22 protein-coding genes and 1 other RNA gene are annotated in these 19531 nt (G+C 34.6%); 11 read left to right on the top strand and 12 right to left on the bottom strand.

The features are described from left to right. Positions 1-30 precede the first annotated feature (30 nt). Positions 31-216 (top strand): hypothetical protein, encoded by a 186-nt coding sequence (locus tag H9635_RS07750; protein ID WP_191699617.1) that lies wholly within the window; start codon positions 31-33, stop codon positions 214-216. Between the two features lie 179 nt (positions 217-395). Here the strand turns inward: H9635_RS07750 and H9635_RS19365 are convergent, their stop codons facing one another. Then, entirely contained in the window at positions 396-530 is a 135-nt protein-coding gene (locus tag H9635_RS19365; protein WP_263616959.1) for a hypothetical protein, read from the bottom strand. A 475-nt stretch (positions 531-1005) separates the two neighbouring features. On the opposite strand from H9635_RS19365, the gene H9635_RS07745 reads away from it, so the two are divergent. Both H9635_RS07745 and H9635_RS07740 read left to right on the top strand, forming a co-directional pair. Then, the gene (locus tag H9635_RS07745) at positions 1006-1179 is read left to right on the top strand and encodes a hypothetical protein (protein WP_191699616.1); all 174 of its coding nucleotides are present in this window, start codon (positions 1006-1008) and stop codon (positions 1177-1179) included. A gap of 49 nt (positions 1180-1228) precedes the next feature. Further along, positions 1229-2320 (top strand): site-specific integrase, encoded by a 1092-nt coding sequence (locus tag H9635_RS07740; RefSeq protein WP_191699615.1) that lies wholly within the window; start codon positions 1229-1231, stop codon positions 2318-2320. Positions 2321-2490: 170 nt separating this feature from the next. Here the strand turns inward: H9635_RS07740 and H9635_RS07735 are convergent, their stop codons facing one another. Next, positions 2491-2859: a cyclic-phosphate processing receiver domain-containing protein gene (locus tag H9635_RS07735; protein WP_191699614.1), complete on the bottom strand. Its 369-nt coding sequence runs from the start codon at positions 2857-2859 to the stop codon at positions 2491-2493. 170 nt (positions 2860-3029) lie between these two features. On the opposite strand from H9635_RS07735, the gene H9635_RS07730 reads away from it, so the two are divergent. Next, entirely contained in the window at positions 3030-4172 is a 1143-nt protein-coding gene (locus H9635_RS07730; protein WP_191699613.1) for a site-specific integrase, read from the top strand. Positions 4173-4513: 341 nt separating this feature from the next. On the opposite strand, the gene H9635_RS07725 is transcribed toward H9635_RS07730, so the two are convergent. Then, entirely contained in the window at positions 4514-5269 is a 756-nt protein-coding gene (locus H9635_RS07725; RefSeq protein ID WP_191699612.1) for a hypothetical protein, read from the bottom strand. Positions 5270-5721: 452 nt separating this feature from the next. Here H9635_RS07725 and H9635_RS07720 point away from each other — a divergent pair, with 452 nt between their 5' ends. The 7 genes from H9635_RS07720 (at position 5722) to H9635_RS07690 (ending at position 10721) form a co-directional block, all read left to right on the top strand. Then, positions 5722-6450 carry a zeta toxin family protein gene (locus H9635_RS07720; protein WP_191699611.1) on the top strand — a complete coding sequence of 243 codons (729 nt, stop codon included), beginning with the start codon at positions 5722-5724 and terminating at the stop codon, positions 6448-6450. 106 nt (positions 6451-6556) lie between these two features. Continuing rightward, the gene (locus H9635_RS07715; protein ID WP_191699610.1) at positions 6557-6739 is read left to right on the top strand and encodes a hypothetical protein; all 183 of its coding nucleotides are present in this window, start codon (positions 6557-6559) and stop codon (positions 6737-6739) included. A 467-nt stretch (positions 6740-7206) separates the two neighbouring features. Beyond that, on the top strand, positions 7207-8607 hold the full coding sequence (locus tag H9635_RS07710; RefSeq protein ID WP_191699609.1) for a DEAD/DEAH box helicase family protein: 1401 nt from the start codon (positions 7207-7209) through the stop codon (positions 8605-8607). Positions 8608-8692: 85 nt separating this feature from the next. Beyond that, positions 8693-8896: a hypothetical protein gene (locus H9635_RS07705; RefSeq protein ID WP_191699608.1), complete on the top strand. Its 204-nt coding sequence runs from the start codon at positions 8693-8695 to the stop codon at positions 8894-8896. 126 nt (positions 8897-9022) lie between these two features. Beyond that, on the top strand, positions 9023-9178 hold the full coding sequence (locus H9635_RS07700) for a hypothetical protein (protein ID WP_191699607.1): 156 nt from the start codon (positions 9023-9025) through the stop codon (positions 9176-9178). 40 nt (positions 9179-9218) lie between these two features. Continuing rightward, positions 9219-9446 (top strand): MerR family transcriptional regulator, encoded by a 228-nt coding sequence (locus tag H9635_RS07695; protein ID WP_191699606.1) that lies wholly within the window; start codon positions 9219-9221, stop codon positions 9444-9446. A gap of 102 nt (positions 9447-9548) precedes the next feature. Further along, positions 9549-10721 carry a site-specific integrase gene (locus H9635_RS07690; RefSeq protein ID WP_191699605.1) on the top strand — a complete coding sequence of 391 codons (1173 nt, stop codon included), beginning with the start codon at positions 9549-9551 and terminating at the stop codon, positions 10719-10721. A gap of 151 nt (positions 10722-10872) precedes the next feature. Here the strand turns inward: H9635_RS07690 and ssrA are convergent. From ssrA to H9635_RS07645, 9 genes are all read right to left on the bottom strand, one after another. Continuing rightward, positions 10873-11229: a transfer-messenger RNA gene (gene ssrA / locus H9635_RS07685) on the bottom strand. 246 nt (positions 11230-11475) lie between these two features. Next, a complete protein-coding gene (locus H9635_RS07680) occupies positions 11476-11730 on the bottom strand; it encodes a hypothetical protein (protein ID WP_191699604.1) in 255 nt (84 codons plus the stop codon). Positions 11731-12001: 271 nt separating this feature from the next. Further along, positions 12002-12466, bottom strand: coding sequence for an SsrA-binding protein SmpB (gene smpB / locus H9635_RS07675; protein ID WP_191699603.1), 465 nt, complete (start codon positions 12464-12466; stop codon positions 12002-12004). A 73-nt stretch (positions 12467-12539) separates the two neighbouring features. Further along, a complete protein-coding gene (rnr, locus tag H9635_RS07670) occupies positions 12540-14951 on the bottom strand; it encodes a ribonuclease R (RefSeq protein WP_191699602.1) in 2412 nt (803 codons plus the stop codon). A 237-nt stretch (positions 14952-15188) separates the two neighbouring features. After that, positions 15189-15935, bottom strand: coding sequence for an alpha/beta hydrolase (locus H9635_RS07665; protein WP_191699601.1), 747 nt, complete (start codon positions 15933-15935; stop codon positions 15189-15191). A gap of 181 nt (positions 15936-16116) precedes the next feature. After that, positions 16117-16791, bottom strand: a complete 675-nt coding sequence (locus H9635_RS07660; RefSeq protein ID WP_191699600.1) for a M73 family metallopeptidase — start codon at positions 16789-16791, stop codon at positions 16117-16119. Between the two features lie 27 nt (positions 16792-16818). Further along, positions 16819-17433, bottom strand: coding sequence for a signal peptidase I SipW (gene sipW, locus H9635_RS07655; protein WP_191699599.1), 615 nt, complete (start codon positions 17431-17433; stop codon positions 16819-16821). A 56-nt stretch (positions 17434-17489) separates the two neighbouring features. Beyond that, positions 17490-18449, bottom strand: coding sequence for a hypothetical protein (locus H9635_RS07650; RefSeq protein ID WP_191699598.1), 960 nt, complete (start codon positions 18447-18449; stop codon positions 17490-17492). 227 nt (positions 18450-18676) lie between these two features. Next, entirely contained in the window at positions 18677-19273 is a 597-nt protein-coding gene (locus tag H9635_RS07645) for a TasA family protein (protein ID WP_191699597.1), read from the bottom strand. Positions 19274-19531: the final 258 nt, after the last annotated feature.

Below are 19531 nucleotides of genomic sequence, written 5' to 3'. Positions count from 1 at the left end.
GTGTAGTGTAGCATGACTTATAAAATATTTATGAAAGATAAATTTGACGGCAGTCTTGAAGAAGTTGATGAAGAAATATATCACAGTAAAGATGATGCTCAAGATGCTTTATCTGAAGTAATCAATAATTTTATGACAGGAGCAGAAGTACTTGAACTGTCTGGAAGAAGCTCTTTAGATTCAAATGATTATGAATTTATAATCAAGAAAATTTAATTTTGGCAAAAGGGTGAAGGTTATTTTTCTTTACCCTTTTTCTGTATTTCATTCATATACACCTAGTTATGCACTATCGTTTGAACTTAAATACAACAAAGCTTTCAATGCTATTCAAAAGAAATTGCACCGGAACATATTTTGAATAAAATCTTGCATATACAGCCGATTCCTTAACGTTAAAAATCATCATTTATAGCTGCTTTTAATAAATCTTTATTCCAAGTCAACAAGAGAAGTGTATATTCTTCTGCCGATAAATCAAATGCTTTCTCACTATGTATTTTAGGTACTATGATGCATGCTCCTTCCAACTACACACCCTTTATAGAATTTATGCGTGCAAAATCTAATTATAGAAATATACAATCCCCATTATTTAAGATGATATTTTTGTCTGTTAGAACACTAAATTACATAACGAACAATTCTCCATAGTCCCCCTCTCTTCGAATCTAAAATTTCCAATTATACAACATAGCTACCTAATTTAAATGTTCAGAAGTAAACAATTTTAATTATTTTAACTTTAGCGTTTGTTCGACTTAGAAAGCTGATGAATAGCTGATTCGATGTATCCGACACTTTTTTCTGAATTACCTTTTCTACAAATGCATAGCATGTCGTATTAATACTTCAGCATGCTGCATACTTCATAATCGCTGATCCGATGTATCCGACACCTTTTTTTGAATAATCTCTTCTGCAAATTTGTAGAGTTGAGTATTAACACTTTAGCAATCTTCATCGCTTAAGAACACTTACTATCTATTACGGAGGAACAATCAAATGGAAAACTTAACTACACAAAACCTTGAAAAAAACATTGTAACAGAGCTTGAATTTGTCCTTGATAATAACATTGAACAAATCTTTGATAAATGCTTATTGATTAGTGGCATAACGATAGTTAACTTTGTCGAAGCGAGCGATTCTCAAAAACGAAAATCAATCACTTTTTAATTAATGTATAAGAATAAAAAAATTGAAAACATAAAAGGAGATCATTTTAATGACAACAATGAACAAAATTGTTAAAGATAAAAAAAATCAAATCGACGTTACAAAGCGTGGTTTTAAATCAAAAACTGAAGAAAAAGCTTTTTATACTCAAAAGCAAGCAGAAATGTTACAACGAAATGATACTGACAACCCAAACCTTTCATTTGAGCAATTCTATCATGCTATTTATGAAAAACACCTTCAAAATTGTACCATCGAAAAAAGTACTTTAGGGGAAATTAAAGGTATGTTTAAAAACCATATTCTTCCGTTTTATGGAGCTTTAAAGGTTAAAGATATTTCCTTTCAAGATACTTTACAGTCATTTGAAGTATGGAAAATAAAATTAATCAGACCATTAAAGGTAGCAAACGAACTAAATAAATGCTTACAACATGCGGTAGAATACGGCATCATTTCAAATAATCCTGTTGATCTTTGGGTTTTGCGTTTATGGGTAAAGAAGGATCGACGTATGAAAGGTAATCAACAAATTGAAAAATTATTTTATACCCCAGATGAATCGGACGAGTTTATTCAAAAATTGATAGCAACAGATGACATCTCAAAAATCGCAAGTTTTCTCTTGCTTATAAATTTAGGCTTACGCAAGAGTGAGCTTCTTGCACTGCAATGGCAAGATATTGATTTTCAAAACAAAACAATCCGTATTCATAAAACCATTGGTTCGGACGAATTGAATAAGCCTTATATCAAAATTCCGAAGAACTGTTATGGTAGAACGCTTGATATTGATAATGAAACTTTGAAAGCATTATTTAAATGGCAGGAGCTCCAAGCAGAGCAATTAAAGTTGCAAAATCTTGAGCATCAAGGCGAAAAGCAGTTTATCTTCCCAAACAATAAAAATACTTTTTATATTAACAGCAAGTTAAATACCTGGTTAAAAGAGTTCCAAACTCAGCATGGGCTAAGGCTTGTTTCAATTCATGGATTACGTCACTCTTGTGCTACCCGTATCTATTATCAAACGAATGATGTTAAATTCATTCAGCATTTCTTAGGTCACACAGACATAACAACTACAATAGATACGTATATTCATTGCATCCCTGAATTAGGCAATATACTAGTAAAGTAATTTAATCAAATTGTATAAATGATTGTTAATTGAATCTCAATCCGTGCCAAAGTACATTTGTATTTTGGCACTCTTTCTTACTCAATTTTTAACAGGTTGTCTCAATAAGTAATACCTTATTTGATTGCTATTGAGTACGCAATAACATTTACGAATTGTTTAGTATTACCTCATTCTGTATATTTATTTTCAGTTATTGGATAGTGATAAATTTCAATACCTGAATCAATAAAACCTCTTCGCTTTGCCCCATGCAACGTTTGATACATATTCTCTCTACCAACAGGGTTGTCCGTATGAATATATATTTTATTTGCCCGTAACCCTTTTTCACAAATATATTTTACTAAGTCATAACCTGTTGGCAATAGATTACCATGTAGGTCTTCTCCTAAATCATGATCAAGAGAAAGTATTTCTACTTCGTGATTTTCAATTAAGTGAATTGCTTCTTGAAAAGTTCTTGCCACGACAAAACCATTCGGACAATCTCTTAAATCATCCACATAAAGATTTATCTTTTGTGTCTCCAAAATCATCACATCCTTTATATAGCCTTTTTGCTATCACAATTATTTCATTTAATGCTACTAAAATAAAGGTAGCTGATTTATTGGGAAACCATTTTTTATAAGCTATACTTACAATATAGTTAATCGCAGCATTAACTGTACCCTAGTTTCCCTGTATGGTTCTAGGAGGCATTTCAATGAAAGAAAATATTAAATCGTACACTAAAAAAGATGGAAAAACTTACTACATGTTTAAACTTTATTTAGGAATGGATAACGAAACAGGCAAACAAATTCACGTTACTAGACGTGGTTTTCTAACGAAAAAAGAAGCTAATCTAGCATTGGCACAATTAAGAGTTGAAGTTAGCAATGGAGAATATAAGAAGCCTAAAACTGAAACATACGAGGATATATATAATGTCTGGATTCAGCACTACGAAAGAACTGTTGAAGAAAGTACCTTTGTCAAAACCCTTGGCATTTTCAAGCATCATATTTTACCTGCAATAGGTCACTACCGAATAGAGAAGCTGAGTGTAGCAATCTGCCAAAGCTTTGTTGATGACTGTTCCTTGAAACTAAAAAGGTTTCGAATGGTTAAAACATACGCATCTAAAGTGATAGATTTTGCAATTAAGCGTGAGTACATCAGTTCTAATCCCTTCAAGCTAGTGGATCTTCCAAAAACCAAAGCTTCTACTGTATTAGATACTGAGGTTAACTACTATTCAAAGGAGCAGCTAATTTACTTTCTACAATGTTTAAAGCAATATGGTAACGCTCAAATCACCGCATTTTTCTATCTGCTTTCATTTTCAGGTATCCGTAAAGGTGAGGCACTTGCATTAACCTGGGCGGATTTAAATTTCGATACAAAGGAATTGTTCATTACAAAAGCTCTTTCGAGAGGTAAAAATAACAAGCTCTATATTAAATCAACGAAAACCGATACTTCACGCCAGCTTTTAATCGATGATGAAACATGCGGCATCTTATCTGAATGGAAAAAGATTCAGCAAGGCAAATTTACAAATGTAAGTGACAAAAGCCAATTGATTTTTACAAACGAACAAAATGGTTTATTGCAGCAAACAGTTCCTAGAAAATGGCTCATGAAAATCATTGATAATTACAGCTTGCCATATACACATGTTCACTCATTTCGTCATGTGCATTGCTCTTTACTTTTCGAAGCGGGTGCAAGTGTCAAAGAAGTACAAGAACGATTAGGTCACACAGATGTGCAAACAACGCTCAACATTTATACGCACCTATCAAAGCGTGCAAAAAACGATACAATTAATAAATTTGTGACGTATTTAAACTCAGAATCTTGACCAAAAAGTAGCCAGATTTTTAGCCAGATTCCGATAAAAATCCCAGAAAACTCAATACAACAAAAAAAGAAAAAACCCTTGATTTACAAGGGTTTTGACCACTCTAGACAACTCTAGAAAATTCATGAATGGAGACGGTGGGAGTTATAACCTAACATCTCACAAATGTTGTTATATCAACGTTTAGAATCACTTTTTCAGTTTGATTTTAAAGTGCTCCTACGGATTTACCTACGGTTAACTAAAATACGCGTTGTAAGAGTATTATAAATATAAAGTATTAAACAAGTAATATAGGCTTGCAAGATTGCTCATCCTCCTCACAATTTTCATTAAATATATTAACGAAGCCTTCTCGTCCATTTTTTTCTCCATAAACGTTTAAGGACATTTTTCATTTTTTGTTGCTCTATATTTCGCTTAACAAAATGTAATTCTAATTCAATTGGCGGGCGTGGCGCCTTTATCCTTTTGATTATAGTAGGCAACATAATTAGAAATGCTCCTATGTAAATAATAGGAGAAATTAATTGAATATACTCTGATCCGTTTTCTAAGTTTGTGTAATCAATTTTTATTAGGGCACTGTACATTAGGAAACCTAAAATTAAAAAACTTAAAACATTAATAATCAAATTTAAATTTGATTCTAATCCTCTTGCTTTTATAACCGTCGGAAAAACAAATATATTCTTTTTCTGTTTTATTTGAAGATTCCAGTATGAATTCGAATTTATTTTAGTTTTCATCATTAAAGTAAAACCTTCATCTGGTCTCAGTAAATCAAAGTCAACTTTTACCATTTCATTCTCTTGATGTAAGTCAAGTCTAAAGTAATCACTGGTTACATCACTAATTTTGGCAAATTCCACAAAATTTTTGTCTTTAACTTTGATCTCCAAACATCTCGAATCATTAAGTAAATCTTCTTTGTAAATAGTCTCTTTCCCAGAGTTCCAAATATAATAATACTGGAAGTTTTCATCATCAAAACTTCCATCGCTCATTACAGTAATTTCATATGTTTTTTGAGCATTTTTATAAAAAAAGTAACTATAGCCAAATCCTAAAAAAAAGAAGATTAATGAACTTAACACACAGATACCTCCCTGATTTCTTTAAACACTTATTATAAATCTTCTTTTTTACAGTGTAAGTCAACTGTTTATTATCTCTTCAAAAAACAAAAAAATAACATGCTCTCTACACCAACTAAATATTACCATATTTAAAGTAATACAGAATTTTTTTTATCCCCCAATTTTTCTACAGAAAAAACCATATATTCTCAAAGATAACATTGGGGGAATTTTGTTTATTTATAGTACCAAAACAGGAAAATCAAGTGAAAATAAATCTAATGTTTTTTCAAAAATTCTATATTAATAATTAGGTTAAATAATAACTTTTAATTTTTAACTCAAGTTGCAATTATTCACCGTTATATTATATTGGGCTATTTTGGAAAAATATGCTTCCAATTAACTATAATATAGTGCATAATTTAATTAAATAGTATATATAGATAAAAAGGGGGATTATTTAAATTATGACCTATATCCCGACTTCAGTAATTTATCAAACTAATTCTGAATATGTTCAAGAAAGAAGAGATTTGCATAATCTAATAATAAAAAAAAATACAGAATCAAGTGTTTCAAAAACACCATCATCAGCAGTATTATCAGCTGGTGGTTCTGCTTCTGGAAAAACATTTTTTATTGAAAAATATTTCTTATCTTCTACAGAAGAAAATTATGTATTGATAGATTCAGATAATATAAAAAATGAATTGCCTGAGTATATTGCTGAAATTGAGAATAAAAATTTAGATGCTGCCGATATTGTTCATGAAGAAAGTGGACATATCGCTAATTCGTTATTGGACTTTTGCATTAAAAATAACTATTCATTTATTTATGATGGAACAATGTCAAATTTAGAGAAATATACTACTTTACTTAAAAAACTTAAGAAAGCCAATTTTATGATTAGTGCTCTTTATGTTGATATTGATATTGATATTGCTTTAGAGAGAGCTGCCATTAGAGCATTTCAAACCGGACGTGCAGTAAGTGAAATTAAAATAAGAGAAACCAATTTACAATCTGCGAAAACATTCTACGCGCTTATATCGCAATTTGATGAGGCAGTATTATTTAATAACTCTAAAAAGTTAGGGACAAGTGAAATACCTTTTGCTCAAAAAGAAATTCACAAATTAAAACCGATAAATTTTGATGAGTATCAATTATTCATAAAAAAGGTGGAATCATAGTATAATTAATAATGCTTTAATTATATTCAAATAAACAGCACCATTAATGGATAATTTACCGTTTTTCGGGTATATACTAAATAAGAAAAAATAAGGGGGCGATTGCATGGTAAATGTATTTGGTAATATGATTAATAATCTTAAGAATGAAGAGTTTGTAAAAAATGTTGCTAAAACTCTACCTACTCAACCCGAATTAACTCCCGAATTCTTGAATAAATATAGGGACTATCAGCAAAAATCTACAAAAAATCAAAAAAAAAAGAGTAGAGTAATGCAACCTATTTAACCTATTACTATTATTTTAAAACCAGATTATTAATTAATCTGGTTTTTTTATTTGCCCACCCATTCTTCTGCTTAAGCAACACTTTAGTTGCGCAGTAATACTTATTACTCATTCACTCATAAAATACATATTTTATTAATCAAAGCACTGATCTTATTTCTTTTTCACCAAACACTTAACAGGTGTTTTTGTTATGGCTACACTACCCTCAGCAGCTGTGGGAGGTTGTAAAAAAAGTACAGTAATTCATTAAGGTATTCAGCGGTATTTTACCGCTGAATGAATTTTTTGTTGTATTCGCAAGCTCTACAACAAAAAATTTAAATAACAACTATTAAATGGACACTTTTTATATTTTATATATAGTAATTTATTAAAAAGTGTCCACTATAACCTTATTTTAATTTACAAATTAAAAATTTTGGATATAACCTCTTTAAAATAAAGCACAAAGAAGGTTATAACTAGTGAAATATTTATCAGAAATTATTACAATAAAACATTTTGAAGAAATTAATAATAAGCAAGACTATTTACTAATTTCAAATACTGGTTCTGGAAAAACACATTTAATGCTAGAAAAATTTGTTTCATGGGCAAAAGTAAATAATAAAAAAGTACTTTATCTTTATAATCGGGTAGGAATGAAACTTCAATTTGGTGATTATTATAGTAAAAGACACGACAACTTAACTATTCAAAGTTACCAACATTACGAAAAGAAATATTCAGATAATTTATCTTATATTTGCCAATTTAATACTGATTGCTTTGCAGAATATGATTATATACTTTGTGATGAATGCCAATATTTCACATGTGATTCATTGTTTAATGATAATACTTATGTTTCTTTTGAAATTATTAAACGGTCGAAAGCAATAAGAATATTTTTTTCAGCTACCCCTACTCCCTTTACATTAATTTCAGATTATTTATTAAAGGATCTAAGGACAATTGATCTTAGTGGTTATACTAAAAAAAATATCAAGAAAATAATTATCACTACAAAAGCTCAATTTAATGATAGTGAAAAGTTTTTCTTAAAAAAGAATAAAATAATTCATTTTGAAAATGATACTAAAAATATTGAAAATTTAAGTGAGTTCTATTCACAATTAGGTTATAAATCAACTTTCATTTCAAAAGCAAATATAGAAGAGTTTTCAAAAGATATTTTATGTAAATATGATAACGATCAAGAAAATATTCCCTTTGATATTGTAGCTACAACATCAGTTTGCGAAACAGGAATGAATTTTAATATATCCAACGATGTTATAGTGTCATTTCCTAAATTTATGAACTGGACTAGTTTGGAACAATCCGCATCAAGACCTCGTTCATTTAATAATAACTCTGTTTCAATGTTATATTGCATACCACACTACACTTCTCTAGTTAATATCTTTATTAGTAATGCAGAAAAGTTGGAGTATTATAAAGCAAAAAAAAGAAAATTATTAAAGTCAGCGGAATTTCTGAAATATACTAGTTGTTATGATTTTAAAATTGCTATGCTTGAATATATACTTTATGAGATTGAGGAAATAATGGATAACTACAATGAAAATTCAAAAAAACTTCTTCCTTACTTTAATAATAAATTGAATGAAATTTACCCCGATGCTGAAATTGTTATTTTAAATGAGTTGGATATGATAGATGTAGAAGGTTATTTTGCGGAATTAATGGCTGGTAATGATGAGCTTCTAATTAACATGGCGACTATCCTAAAAATTAAAACTGATTTAGGCATAGGACCTAAAACCATTAAAAAGAAACTTAAAAACATTTATTCAATCACTCCAAAAAGAATAACTTCTAAAAAAATATATCACTGGCTTATCGAAAAACTGCAAAAATAATTGCAGTTTTTTTTATTTTTTATTTACATCCTAATTTTCGAAGATATAAGTACCTTGCAGTAAATAAAGAAAGGTTGTTATATCAATGAAAAAAAAGAAAATCAGAAAACGTAAAAAGTATATACCATTTGGAGTTAAAAAAAATAAACTACGTGTTACAGATGGGGTTAATTATCCTGTAACTACCTCTAAATATGATGAAAATGGAAATCTACTCTGGCAGAAAACTAGTATACCCAAAAGGAAGTCTAGAATTTTAAAAAAAAACAAACTAAAGGAAGCAAAATAAAGGTTGCCTTTTATGCTTTTGCCGAGATGTTTTTAATAGCAATTTAAAAAAAATTCTTTTTTTGATTTACATTTTATTTTAAATCGATATAAGCACCTTAGACAAAAAAGAAAGGTGTTAAAAAATATGAATAAGAATAAAATTAGCCAACAGAATGAAGTATGTTTTAAAGAAAACCTAACAAAAAAACCTATACCAGAAAAGACAGCAAGAGGGAAAAAAAATCTCAGTAAAATTTATATTGATGAGAGGTTTTTTCGCCAAATAAGTAAACGTTATTAATTTAAGTTAAAAGAAAAAACATAAACCAAGGAGAATTATTATGGACACAACTGATTTACTAGAAAAAATTAAAGAATTAATTATATCTTCAAACATAACTGTACAAAAAGAATGGCTTTCACTAAAAGAAGGAGCAGCTTATGCTGGAGTATCATATGGAACTTTTATAAGGTTTCGCATTAAGGGATTAAAAATAGTGGAAGTAGAAGGAATTAAACGTGTATCACGTAAAGAAATTGATACATTTCTAGAAAATCATAGCTTTTAGCACTTTGACAATGGAATTGCCTTTAAAATCATTACTAGTATAATGGTTTATAGGTAATTCCTTTTTTTATGCTCTTACAACGCAACTAGAAGGAGAATTATTATGCCTAGAAATTCAGTAAACCCTATTGAACCTTATACACTTAAAAACGGAGAAAAACGTTACCGATTCCAAATATATCTTGGAACTAACCCATTAACAGGGAAAGAACAACGTACTACTCGTTCAAATTTTAAAACTCAAAAGGAAGCTAAAGTAGCTTTATTACAAATTAAATATGAAATTGACAAAGGAACGTTTCAGAAGAAGTCATATGACACTTATGGAGAGCTTTATGTACTTTGGATCGAGAATTATAAAAACAATGTAGAAGCTAGCACATACCGTAAGACGCTTGGTATTTTTAAAAATCATATACTACCAGTTATGAAGGATTACCGTATTGAAAAGATTACAATTGATATTTGCCAAAAGCATGTTAATGAATGGGCGCAGAAGTTTAAAAATTACCGCGCTACAATATCTTACGCTGCTAAAGTTTTAGATTTCGCAATAAAGCGCGGTATTATCCAAACAAATCCATACAACTTAGTTGATATGCCAACAGCTATTACAAAGAGAAAAGTAATGCAACAAGAAGAAAAAGAGGAAAACTTTTATACAAAGAATGAGTTAAATAACTTTTTAACATGCTTAAAAAGTGAAAATGACTTTAAGAAGTATACACTTTTTCATGTATTAGCATATACAGGTATGCGTAAAGGTGAGCTATTAGCACTTAAATGGACTGATATTGACTTTGAAAACCATGAAATCACTGTAAGCAAGGCTATCTCATTAGATTATAATAATAAGATTTACTTAAAATCAACGAAAACAGGTAAAACAAGAATCATTAGTATTGATTCAAATACAGAAAATATCTTAATGCAATGGAAAAAGCAACAAATGAAAGACTGTATGGTATTAGGATTTAATGCTAAAAGCAAAACTCAATTAGTATTTAGTAATAAATACAATAGCTATATGCAACCTTCACTTACACAAAAATGGTTAAAAAAAATAACAGATACCCATAAGTTAAAAGCAATCACTACTCATGGATTCCGTCATACGCATTGTTCACTACTCTTTGAAGCTGGTGTAACAATTAAGGAAGTTCAAGACCGTTTAGGACACACTGACGTACAAACAACGATGAACATTTACGCTCACGTTTCACCAGAACGTAAAACTTCAGCTATTGATAAGTTCGCTCATTATTTAGCCAACTAGGATGAAAATCAACTACGATTTCTCCTACGACTTCCTACGAAATCTCCTACGAATCATTTAATATTCATTGATACTAGGTGAAAATGAAAAAGTGCCAAAACCCTTAATATTAAAGGATTTTGACACTCATTGAATTCCTATGAAATTCATTGTATGGAGACGGTGGGAGTCGAACCCACGTCCAGAAGCTCCAATACGCCGGCTTCTACGCGTGTAGTTTGTCTATTTGCAATTCGCGAATTCTTATGCCGACAGACAGGCGTCCGAATCGCTAACCTGGAAATCTCTTACCGTTGACTCAGGTGGTGCCAACGATCGTATCCCACTTAAGTTGAACCCAGCGTAGTCTACATGGGCGATAGACAGGCTGAGTGCTACGCAGTATTAAGCTGCGAAAGCGTAGTTTTGTTGTTTGCCAGTTATTATATAACTTCCGTTGTTGACGAAGACGAGACCTCCGACGCGCGACCAGAGCTTGAACCACCCCTGTCGAATCCGTAACGTCCCCGAGTAGTAGTAAACCCGAGTTAAGTTTCGGCATGAGCGAGATGCTCATTAAAACGTGTACCGTATGAGTAGATACACACTGGCTAGTACATTAAATTATATGACAAAACGTGCGAGCTTGCAAGTAAATCCGCTTCGATTACACCTTACCAATATTTGCTTCGCTCTCCATCGCAAAGCTACGATTCCGTCCTCGCTTCATTTCCATCAAGCACAATGATATTGTCCTGTTCTTTCCACGAACGAATCAACTGAATTGGCTTTGCAACTTTATACGACCGCCCCCATTATTTACGAGCGATTTCTCAGCTCTATATAAACGGATGGCTGAAATATATTCACTTAAAGGCATTCCTACTTGCTCTTCAAAAACCTCCTCGTATTCTGGACATTTTATCGCAACCAGTTCTTCTACCATTGCCATGCATTTAGGATTTTCACTATGTTTTTCAACTAACAAAACAATTCTATCTGTAATTTCCGCATTGCGTATTTTTATCACCTATTATATCCCCCTATTATCCTAATACCTTTCCTATTTACAACCTGTTCTACCTAAAATATTGTCAATTTAATGTCCATTTTAAATTATTACCCACAAGTAAAATTTTCAAAACCACTTTTTTCACACAAAAAAAGATATGTTAAAAGATTTTAAAACCTTTAACATACCTTTTAAAAAATCTTATACAAGCGACCTCAGTAAAAACCGGGCTGCCCCTATTCAATTTACTTATTAGGTAGTTACTCTTACTAAAATAAAGGAAACTCGCTTACTGCTGGCGATCCTTGAAAGCACGCTCCATATCGCGTTTTGCTTCTTTTTTCTTCATATCATGACGCTTATCGTAATCCTTCTTACCCTTTGCAAGACCAATCAGTAACTTCGCATAGCCGTCCTTAATATACATTTTAAGTGGCACGATTGTATAGCCGTCACGTTTTACTGCACCGACTAACTCACTAATTTGCTTTTTATGTAAGAGCAGCTTGCGTTCACGTAGTGGGTCATGGTTGTAGCGGTTACCTTGATCAAATGGAGAAATGTGCATGTTTTTAACCCATGCTTCGCCGCCCATCACACTAATATACGCTTCCTTCAGCTGGACGCGGGCACCTCGTACAGATTTAATCTCTGTACCTGTCAGTACCATCCCTGCTTCAATCGTTTCTTCTATGAAGTAATCATGGCTTGCTTTTTTGTTTTGAGCCAACACTTTACCTGTGCCTTTTGCCATCGTTAAACACCTCTATTATCAACATAAGGGAGATAGCTATGATGCCGAAAATGCACCATAGCCTCACACCTTATTATTTCTTTTTACTTTTTTTCTTTTTCCCTTTAGCGATGCCCTCGAAAAACTTCGGCTTATCGCCCGCTTTGCCTTCTTTTCGGCGTCCACGTGGATCACGGTCAGACGAGCCTCCTGAACGTTTTGCCTTCTCAGGACGTGCCTTGCTTCCGCCACGTGCTTTACGGTCACGCTTCTCGCCTGTACGCTCTACATCCTTGCCGCGCCCTTCTTTGCGACCTGCATGAATCACTTTTGATGTTGAGCGACGTGCTGGACGAGGGCTACTGATCATGTCAACAATTTCAAAGTCGACTGAAGACTCCTCAATCACGACATTCGCTACACGGATTTTCACTTCATCCCCAATACGGAATTGGCGACCCGTACGCTCACCGATCATTGACAATTGACGGTCATCAAATCGGTAATAATCGTCGGTCATATTCGAAATATGCACAAGTCCTTCTACTGTATTTTCAAGCTCCACGAAAATACCGAAGTTTGTAATCGATGATACAATCCCTTCGAACTCTTCACCGATTTTGTCAGACATGAACTGTGCCTTTTTCAATGCATCTGTATCACGCTCTGCCTCTACTGCACGACGCTCACGGCTTGACGTATGTTCCGCAATTTCATCCATTACAGCACTCCACTGTACAACCGTTTCCTTCGACGTATCACCATTTACTAAATACGTACGAATTAAACGATGGACGATTAAATCCGGATAACGACGGATCGGTGATGTGAAATGCGTATAAAACTCTGTCGATAAGCCGAAATGACCTAAAGACTCTGCATAATACTTCGCCTGCTGCATCGAACGCAGTAGCATCGTTGAAATAACCGGCTCCTCTGGTAAGCCTTCAATTGCTTTAATGACCTCTTGCAATGCTTTTGGATGTACCGAGTTGCCTGTACCTTTTATCATAATACCAAAATTTGTCACAAATTCAAAGAAGCGCTGTAATTTTTCAGGCTTTGGATCTTCGTGAATACGGTAGATGAACGGCAGCTCCATCCAGTGGAAATGCTCGGCAATTGTTTCGTTCGCCGCAAGCATGAATTCCTCGATTAGACGCTCTGCTACTGTACGCTCGCGTAATACGATGTCAGTCGGCCAGCCATCTTCATTGACTAATACTTTAGATTCCTTAAAGTCAAAATCAATCGCACCGCGCCCCATACGTTTGTTGCGTAGGATTTGCGCTAAGTCCGCCATATCTTTAAACATCGGCACTAATTTTTCATAGCGCTCCATTAGCTCTGGGTTTTCATCCGGATTTTCTAAAATATTATAAACGTCCGAATACGTCATACGCTCTGTCGTGTTAATGACACTTTGGAAAATCTCATGCTTTACCACATGTCCTGCTCCATCGATAATCATTTCACATGACAATGTTAATCGGTCAACCTGTGGATTTAATGAACAAATCCCATTTGATAAACGGTGTGGAATCATCGGAATTACGCGGTCCGTTAAATAAACAGAAGTCGCACGTTCATAAGCTTCCTGATCCAGTACCGAGCCCTGTGTTACATAGTAGCTAACATCGGCAATATGAACACCTAATTTATACGTACCATCACCATTTTTGACAACTGTTACGGCATCATCCAAGTCTTTTGCGTCTGCACCGTCAATTGTTACGATGACTTCATTACGTAGGTCACGACGACCGACTAAATCCTGCTCCGTAATTTCCTCCGGTACATCGATTGCCGCCTGGACAACCTCTTCAGGGAACTCTGGTGGAATATCATATTTATAAAGGATCGATAAAATGTCCACACCCGGATCATTTTTATGACCTAAAATTTTCGTAATCATCCCTGTCGCTGATTTTGCTGCATCTGGCCAATGCGTCACTTCAACGACTACTTTATGTCCATCCACCGCGCCCAATGAATCTTCCTTCGCGATGAAAATATCCATATTCAGCTTTTTATCATCTGTAATAACAAAGCCAAAGCCACGATTAGCTTGGTACGTACCGACAAATGAAGTTTTACTGCGTTCAACGATTTTAACAACCGTTCCTTCACGGCGGTCACCTGATTGTTCCTTTAATACACGGACCAATACAGTATCCTCGTTTAGCGCCCCGTTTACTTCATGTGCGGGGATGAAAATATCGTCCATGCCTTGTTCTTCGGGTGCAACGAAGCCAAAGCCTTTTGCATTCCCGATAAAGCGGCCGCGCAGTAAGTTCATGCGCTCTGGTAAACCGTAACGATTCGAACGGGAGCGAACGATTTGTCCTTGTGCTTCCATTTTCACAAGTGTTTTCACTAATTCACGGAAATCATCCGCTTCTACCAATTCCAGCATATCTTCAATTTCCGAAACGGTCATTGGTTTGTAGCCATCGTCCTTCATCATATCTAGGACGCGCTGTTGTAATTCATTTTGTTGTGTCATGTATTATTTCCCTCCTTTGAACAGAAAATAAAGTTCAAGTTTATTTATATTTTTAACCGTACAGCAGTTGATTGGAGTGGAGGGGCGACTCCTGGGGGATAAGCGTGACGCCTGAGACTACAGGCTCTGGCCACGCCCCCGGAAAGCGTCCCCGCAACGGAAATCAATGGTTATAAGGGAATAACCTTTTAAACATATGCCCTTTATAAATAAATTGAACAAAATTATTTCACATCATTAGACTGTCCAATCTAATGAATTTAAAAACGTGAGAACTTCTTCATGAAGCTTGTCTTTTTCTTTATCGAGTGTAATGACGTGTCCTGATTCTTCATACCAGCTGATCTTTTTGTCGATGGATTCGACGGTTTCATAGATGATATTGGCGGAATCGGGGTTGATGACTTTGTCGTTCGTCGATTGAATGACTAAAATCGGCGCATACAAATGGTCAATCGTTTGTCGTACATCGTAAATAAGCTGCTGCAGGTCAGGCAATGAAGGCATGCCCTGCTGTTTAATTGCTTCAATCTCTAATTCAATTTCCTGTTCACTTTTACCTTGATTTTTTTTGTATTGTTTTGCATAGTCAAGTACGCCTTCAAACATAATGTCTGTCGTGCGCATCGTCATCGGTGAGCACATTGTGACTACACCTTTCACTGGATGACTTGTCGCAAGCTTTAATGAAAATACGCCACCGAGCGATAGTCCTGCAACGGCGATTTCCTCATAGCCTGCTTCCTTTAATGTAGTATACCCACTTTTTACGTCTTCCCACCATTCATCGGGATTGGAGACGATTAATTCTTCCGGTGGTACACCATGGCCTTTATAATGCGGTGCCAGCGATGTATAGCCCTGCTTTTCCAAAAAGCGGCCAAGCATCCTCACATCCGCTGAACTTCCTGTAAATCCATGTAATAATAATACCGCCCTTTTCCCTGCCTCAAAAAAGAACGGTGAAGACAAAGCTGTTTTCATGCTAGTGGCTCCTGTCTTATTCAAGATATGAAAAATACGACCCGTACACACCTACGAATCGATCATTTTGATGAATAACTTTCCATTTCTTCTATTATACTGTGTTTTCCCCCGTACTAAAAGAAAAAGCCCAACCTAGCAGTAAATGCTTGGTTAGGCGTGTAATAAAATCCGTATAAGATTATTGAGCAAATCTTAGCTTTCTGTAATAAAGGAAGACGATTAAGACAATCCCGCCTACTCCAAGAGCACCACCAATTAACATGAAATTAACTAAATTTGTTGTGCTGTCAGGTAAACGTGGACCTCCTGACATAGGGCTTCCTAAGCTATCAATCTTTCCTATCATCACTTCTTGAACAGTCACAGTCTCTGCCTCACTGTCATTTCCTTCTGCTGTAAAAACGAAATCGAATGAAGCATGAAGTCCTTGGAATTCATTGCCAAGATGCTCTGGAAAACGAATTGTTACATCCAAATTCTCCTCATTGCCGGTTGCCAGTTTTCTTATCGGCAAAGATTCAAAGTCAGCTAATTTACCTTGATACAATTCCTGTTCACCAGCTTTTATTTCAAGTAGCAGCTCATTAAACAACTTTTTATCTCCACTATTTTGTAACTGCATGAGATAGTCAAAGTCTTTTGTTCCCATGTTTTTGACGGTAATCGTTCTAGGCGCCCAGTCACCAGGCTTCATATTTGTAATATCAAATAAGGTTTCTGTTGGTGAAAGGCTTAAGTTTATTTCATTATTTTCCTCAATGCTTTCATCATCTGCAAATGCACTTGTTACGGGAAATAAAGATATACTGCCTAGCAACAACAGAAGCGGTATCATTTGAAACAGTTTTTTCATATAATCCTCCATATCCTTGCAATCGATTCAAGATGTGCTTTTCGCATTATCTTCTGCAATGACTTCATCTTGTTTTCTAAGAGGTATTTCGATTAAAGCTAGTGCTTTCCATAGTGTAAATGCTGAATATAAAAGCAATAGAAGGCCTGGTATGATCAATAAAAATGCACCATTTTTTGAAGAAGCAAAGTTATTAAAATAACCTACATACGGCAATGTGAAGCCCGTGTACTGCGCCACCACATTTTCAGCCATTACCGGATTCATATCTTCAGCATTGTTGTTATCACCTTTTGTTCGGTAAAGTACAGAATCTCCATTTGAAACCACCTCTGTAATGCGGTGAGTTACTAAAAAATCTTCTGCTTCCTGGAACGTGATGACATCCCCTGCTTTATAGCTCGTTTTATCCTCTGCAAGCTTGACTGCGATAATGGAACCCGTTTGGATGTCTGGTTCCATCGATCCCGAAAGAACCGTTTTTAATTGATACCCGAAAAATTGAGGCTCACCGCCCGATGCTTTTGAAATCACTACGATGAAAGCGACGCTAATGAGAAGCGTCATTAAAATAGCTGTCACAATATTATTGACCCATTTCATTATTTTGCTGTTCTTTGCTTTGTTTCTAATACTTCTCATCTGTACCACCCTCTACATAATTTTTTGTAATTAATATTTCCAGTCAACACGAAGCTTTACGGCTCCAGTAATGGTGATCCCTCGCTAGCTGGGGTAGTAGTTTCAGAGCTGCTAACCGGCTGCGCTGGACTTTCATCGTTCGATTTCTGCCCTGCGCTCTCTTTGCTTTCACCTGAACCTGCTTTAGTACCGGAATCTTTCTCCCCGTCTTTTTCCGCAGGAGTTAATTCCTTTTGGTTTGGGGATTCTGCCTTTTCTTTGTCACTAGCTGGAGCTTCTCCCTCTTCTGGTGCTTTATCTTTTTCTTCTTTTTCATTGGCTGGGGCTTCTACATCTTCTGTTGCTTTTTCTTTTTTAGTTTCTTTTTCATCTTTCTCTTCATCATTTTTTGCATCTTCTTTATCACTAGCTGGTCCTTCCACATCTTCTGGTGCTTTATCTTTTTCTTTTTCTTTATCTTTTTCTTTATCTTTTTCTTTATCTTTTTCTTTATCTTTTTCTTTATCTTTTTCTTCATCTTTCTTTTCAGCTTCATCTATATCTTCTTTTTTACAATCGATTTTGTCATTCGATACAGGGACCACTGCTGTTACAGGCTCTGTTCCAGATACTTCCGATACCGGAACGTTCAATACTGGTGCATCTGTTTTCTTACATGCTAAATCACTTGAATTCCCTGCATCTATAGCTCCAGGGGCACCTACGACAATTACACAGTCCATCTCGTTTTCTGGACTTGTTATAGCAACCGTTGCTGTTTGTTCCTGGGAAGTAGTTGCTGTTTCTTCAGGATTTGTTGTTTGTTCAGTATTTACTGTTTGCTCAGTATTAGGCTCGGGTTCCTCACCCGGCACGTTCTCATCCAAGTCTTCCTCCCCACAAGCAGGAGCGACGGGCACTTCCCATATATCAGCCGCAATTGTTCCGGTAAGCACAGACTGGCTGCTGAGATAGGCGGATGTATCAGATGACAAATAATTGACTCCAAAAATAGCTAAATAAACGATAAGTGTCATTTTTATATATAGGATCAGATTATATTGCTTTTTCTTATATCTGCCTCTAGGTCTGGGGTTCAATCCAATACCGCCTTTCTAATTTATTTAATTGGAATTTCCTTAAATATATTCCTCAAAACACAAAAGCTATTTATACGCTGAGAAATATATATAAGGAAGAGTTCCGACACATTTCAAATAAAATAAGGGAGGAGAAGGGCTCTCCTCCCTAAATTCTGATTAAATTATCTTGATTGTCCAGCTGTTTGTTTTGCGTCAAATGTCCATCTTAATTCTAAGTTTGCTCCTTGGTAAGCATTTTGATCTTGATTATTGTCTTTGAATCTAAACATTACATGCAACTCATCATCATCTCCAGCTTTAAGGCCGCTTTTTTCTCCACCTTGCCATCCAAACCACTTCGGTGATTCGTTTTTAACAGCGTCCTCAGTCATATTAGCTAATTCGCTTAAAGACATGGAGTCAATCACATTGCTAGGTCCACGAAGACTGCTTTTATCTTCGTTTATTAAAAACTCAACAATAATGTGATCCGCAAAACCTGCTACTGATTCTGTAAAGTCAGTAGTCAATAACACTTTAGAAATATCAAGAGAACCATTGTTTTCTAATTTAAATCCACGGTACATGAAGTCACCTGGTTTTAAATTATTTACATCAATGATAGTTTCAGGATTAACAGCTAAATCTAATGTACCTGCAGCAAATGTATTTGTTGAAGTTTCCACATCATTGAAATATGCATAAGTTCCCCCGCCGATCATGCTTACAGCTAATGCTCCAGTTGCGATTCCCATTGCTAGTTTCTTTTTGATACTCATTTTAAATTCCTCCAATTAGTTTTTTAATTTTTTTTGCCTCTTCCCTGGATCGTATAAGAAAGTTCTCTTTCTCGACGTTGGGTACGAGTTTCCTACAATTCAATAAAGCATTTTGATCATGTGTACCAAATTCATAATATGGCATATAAATGGTAATGCTCTCCCCCTTTGCATTTCACTTTTTCAACTATGAAAGTGGAACTAGGTTTAGTATAGACCGCCACATAAATTTCCTCTCACCTCTAATGGGTGATTTTT

Source organism: Solibacillus faecavium, assembly GCF_014836905.1.
GTDB lineage: Bacteria > Bacillota > Bacilli > Bacillales_A > Planococcaceae > Solibacillus > Solibacillus faecavium.
Note: the sequence above shows the minus strand (reverse complement) of the source record. Positions and strands in the feature narration are given on the sequence as shown.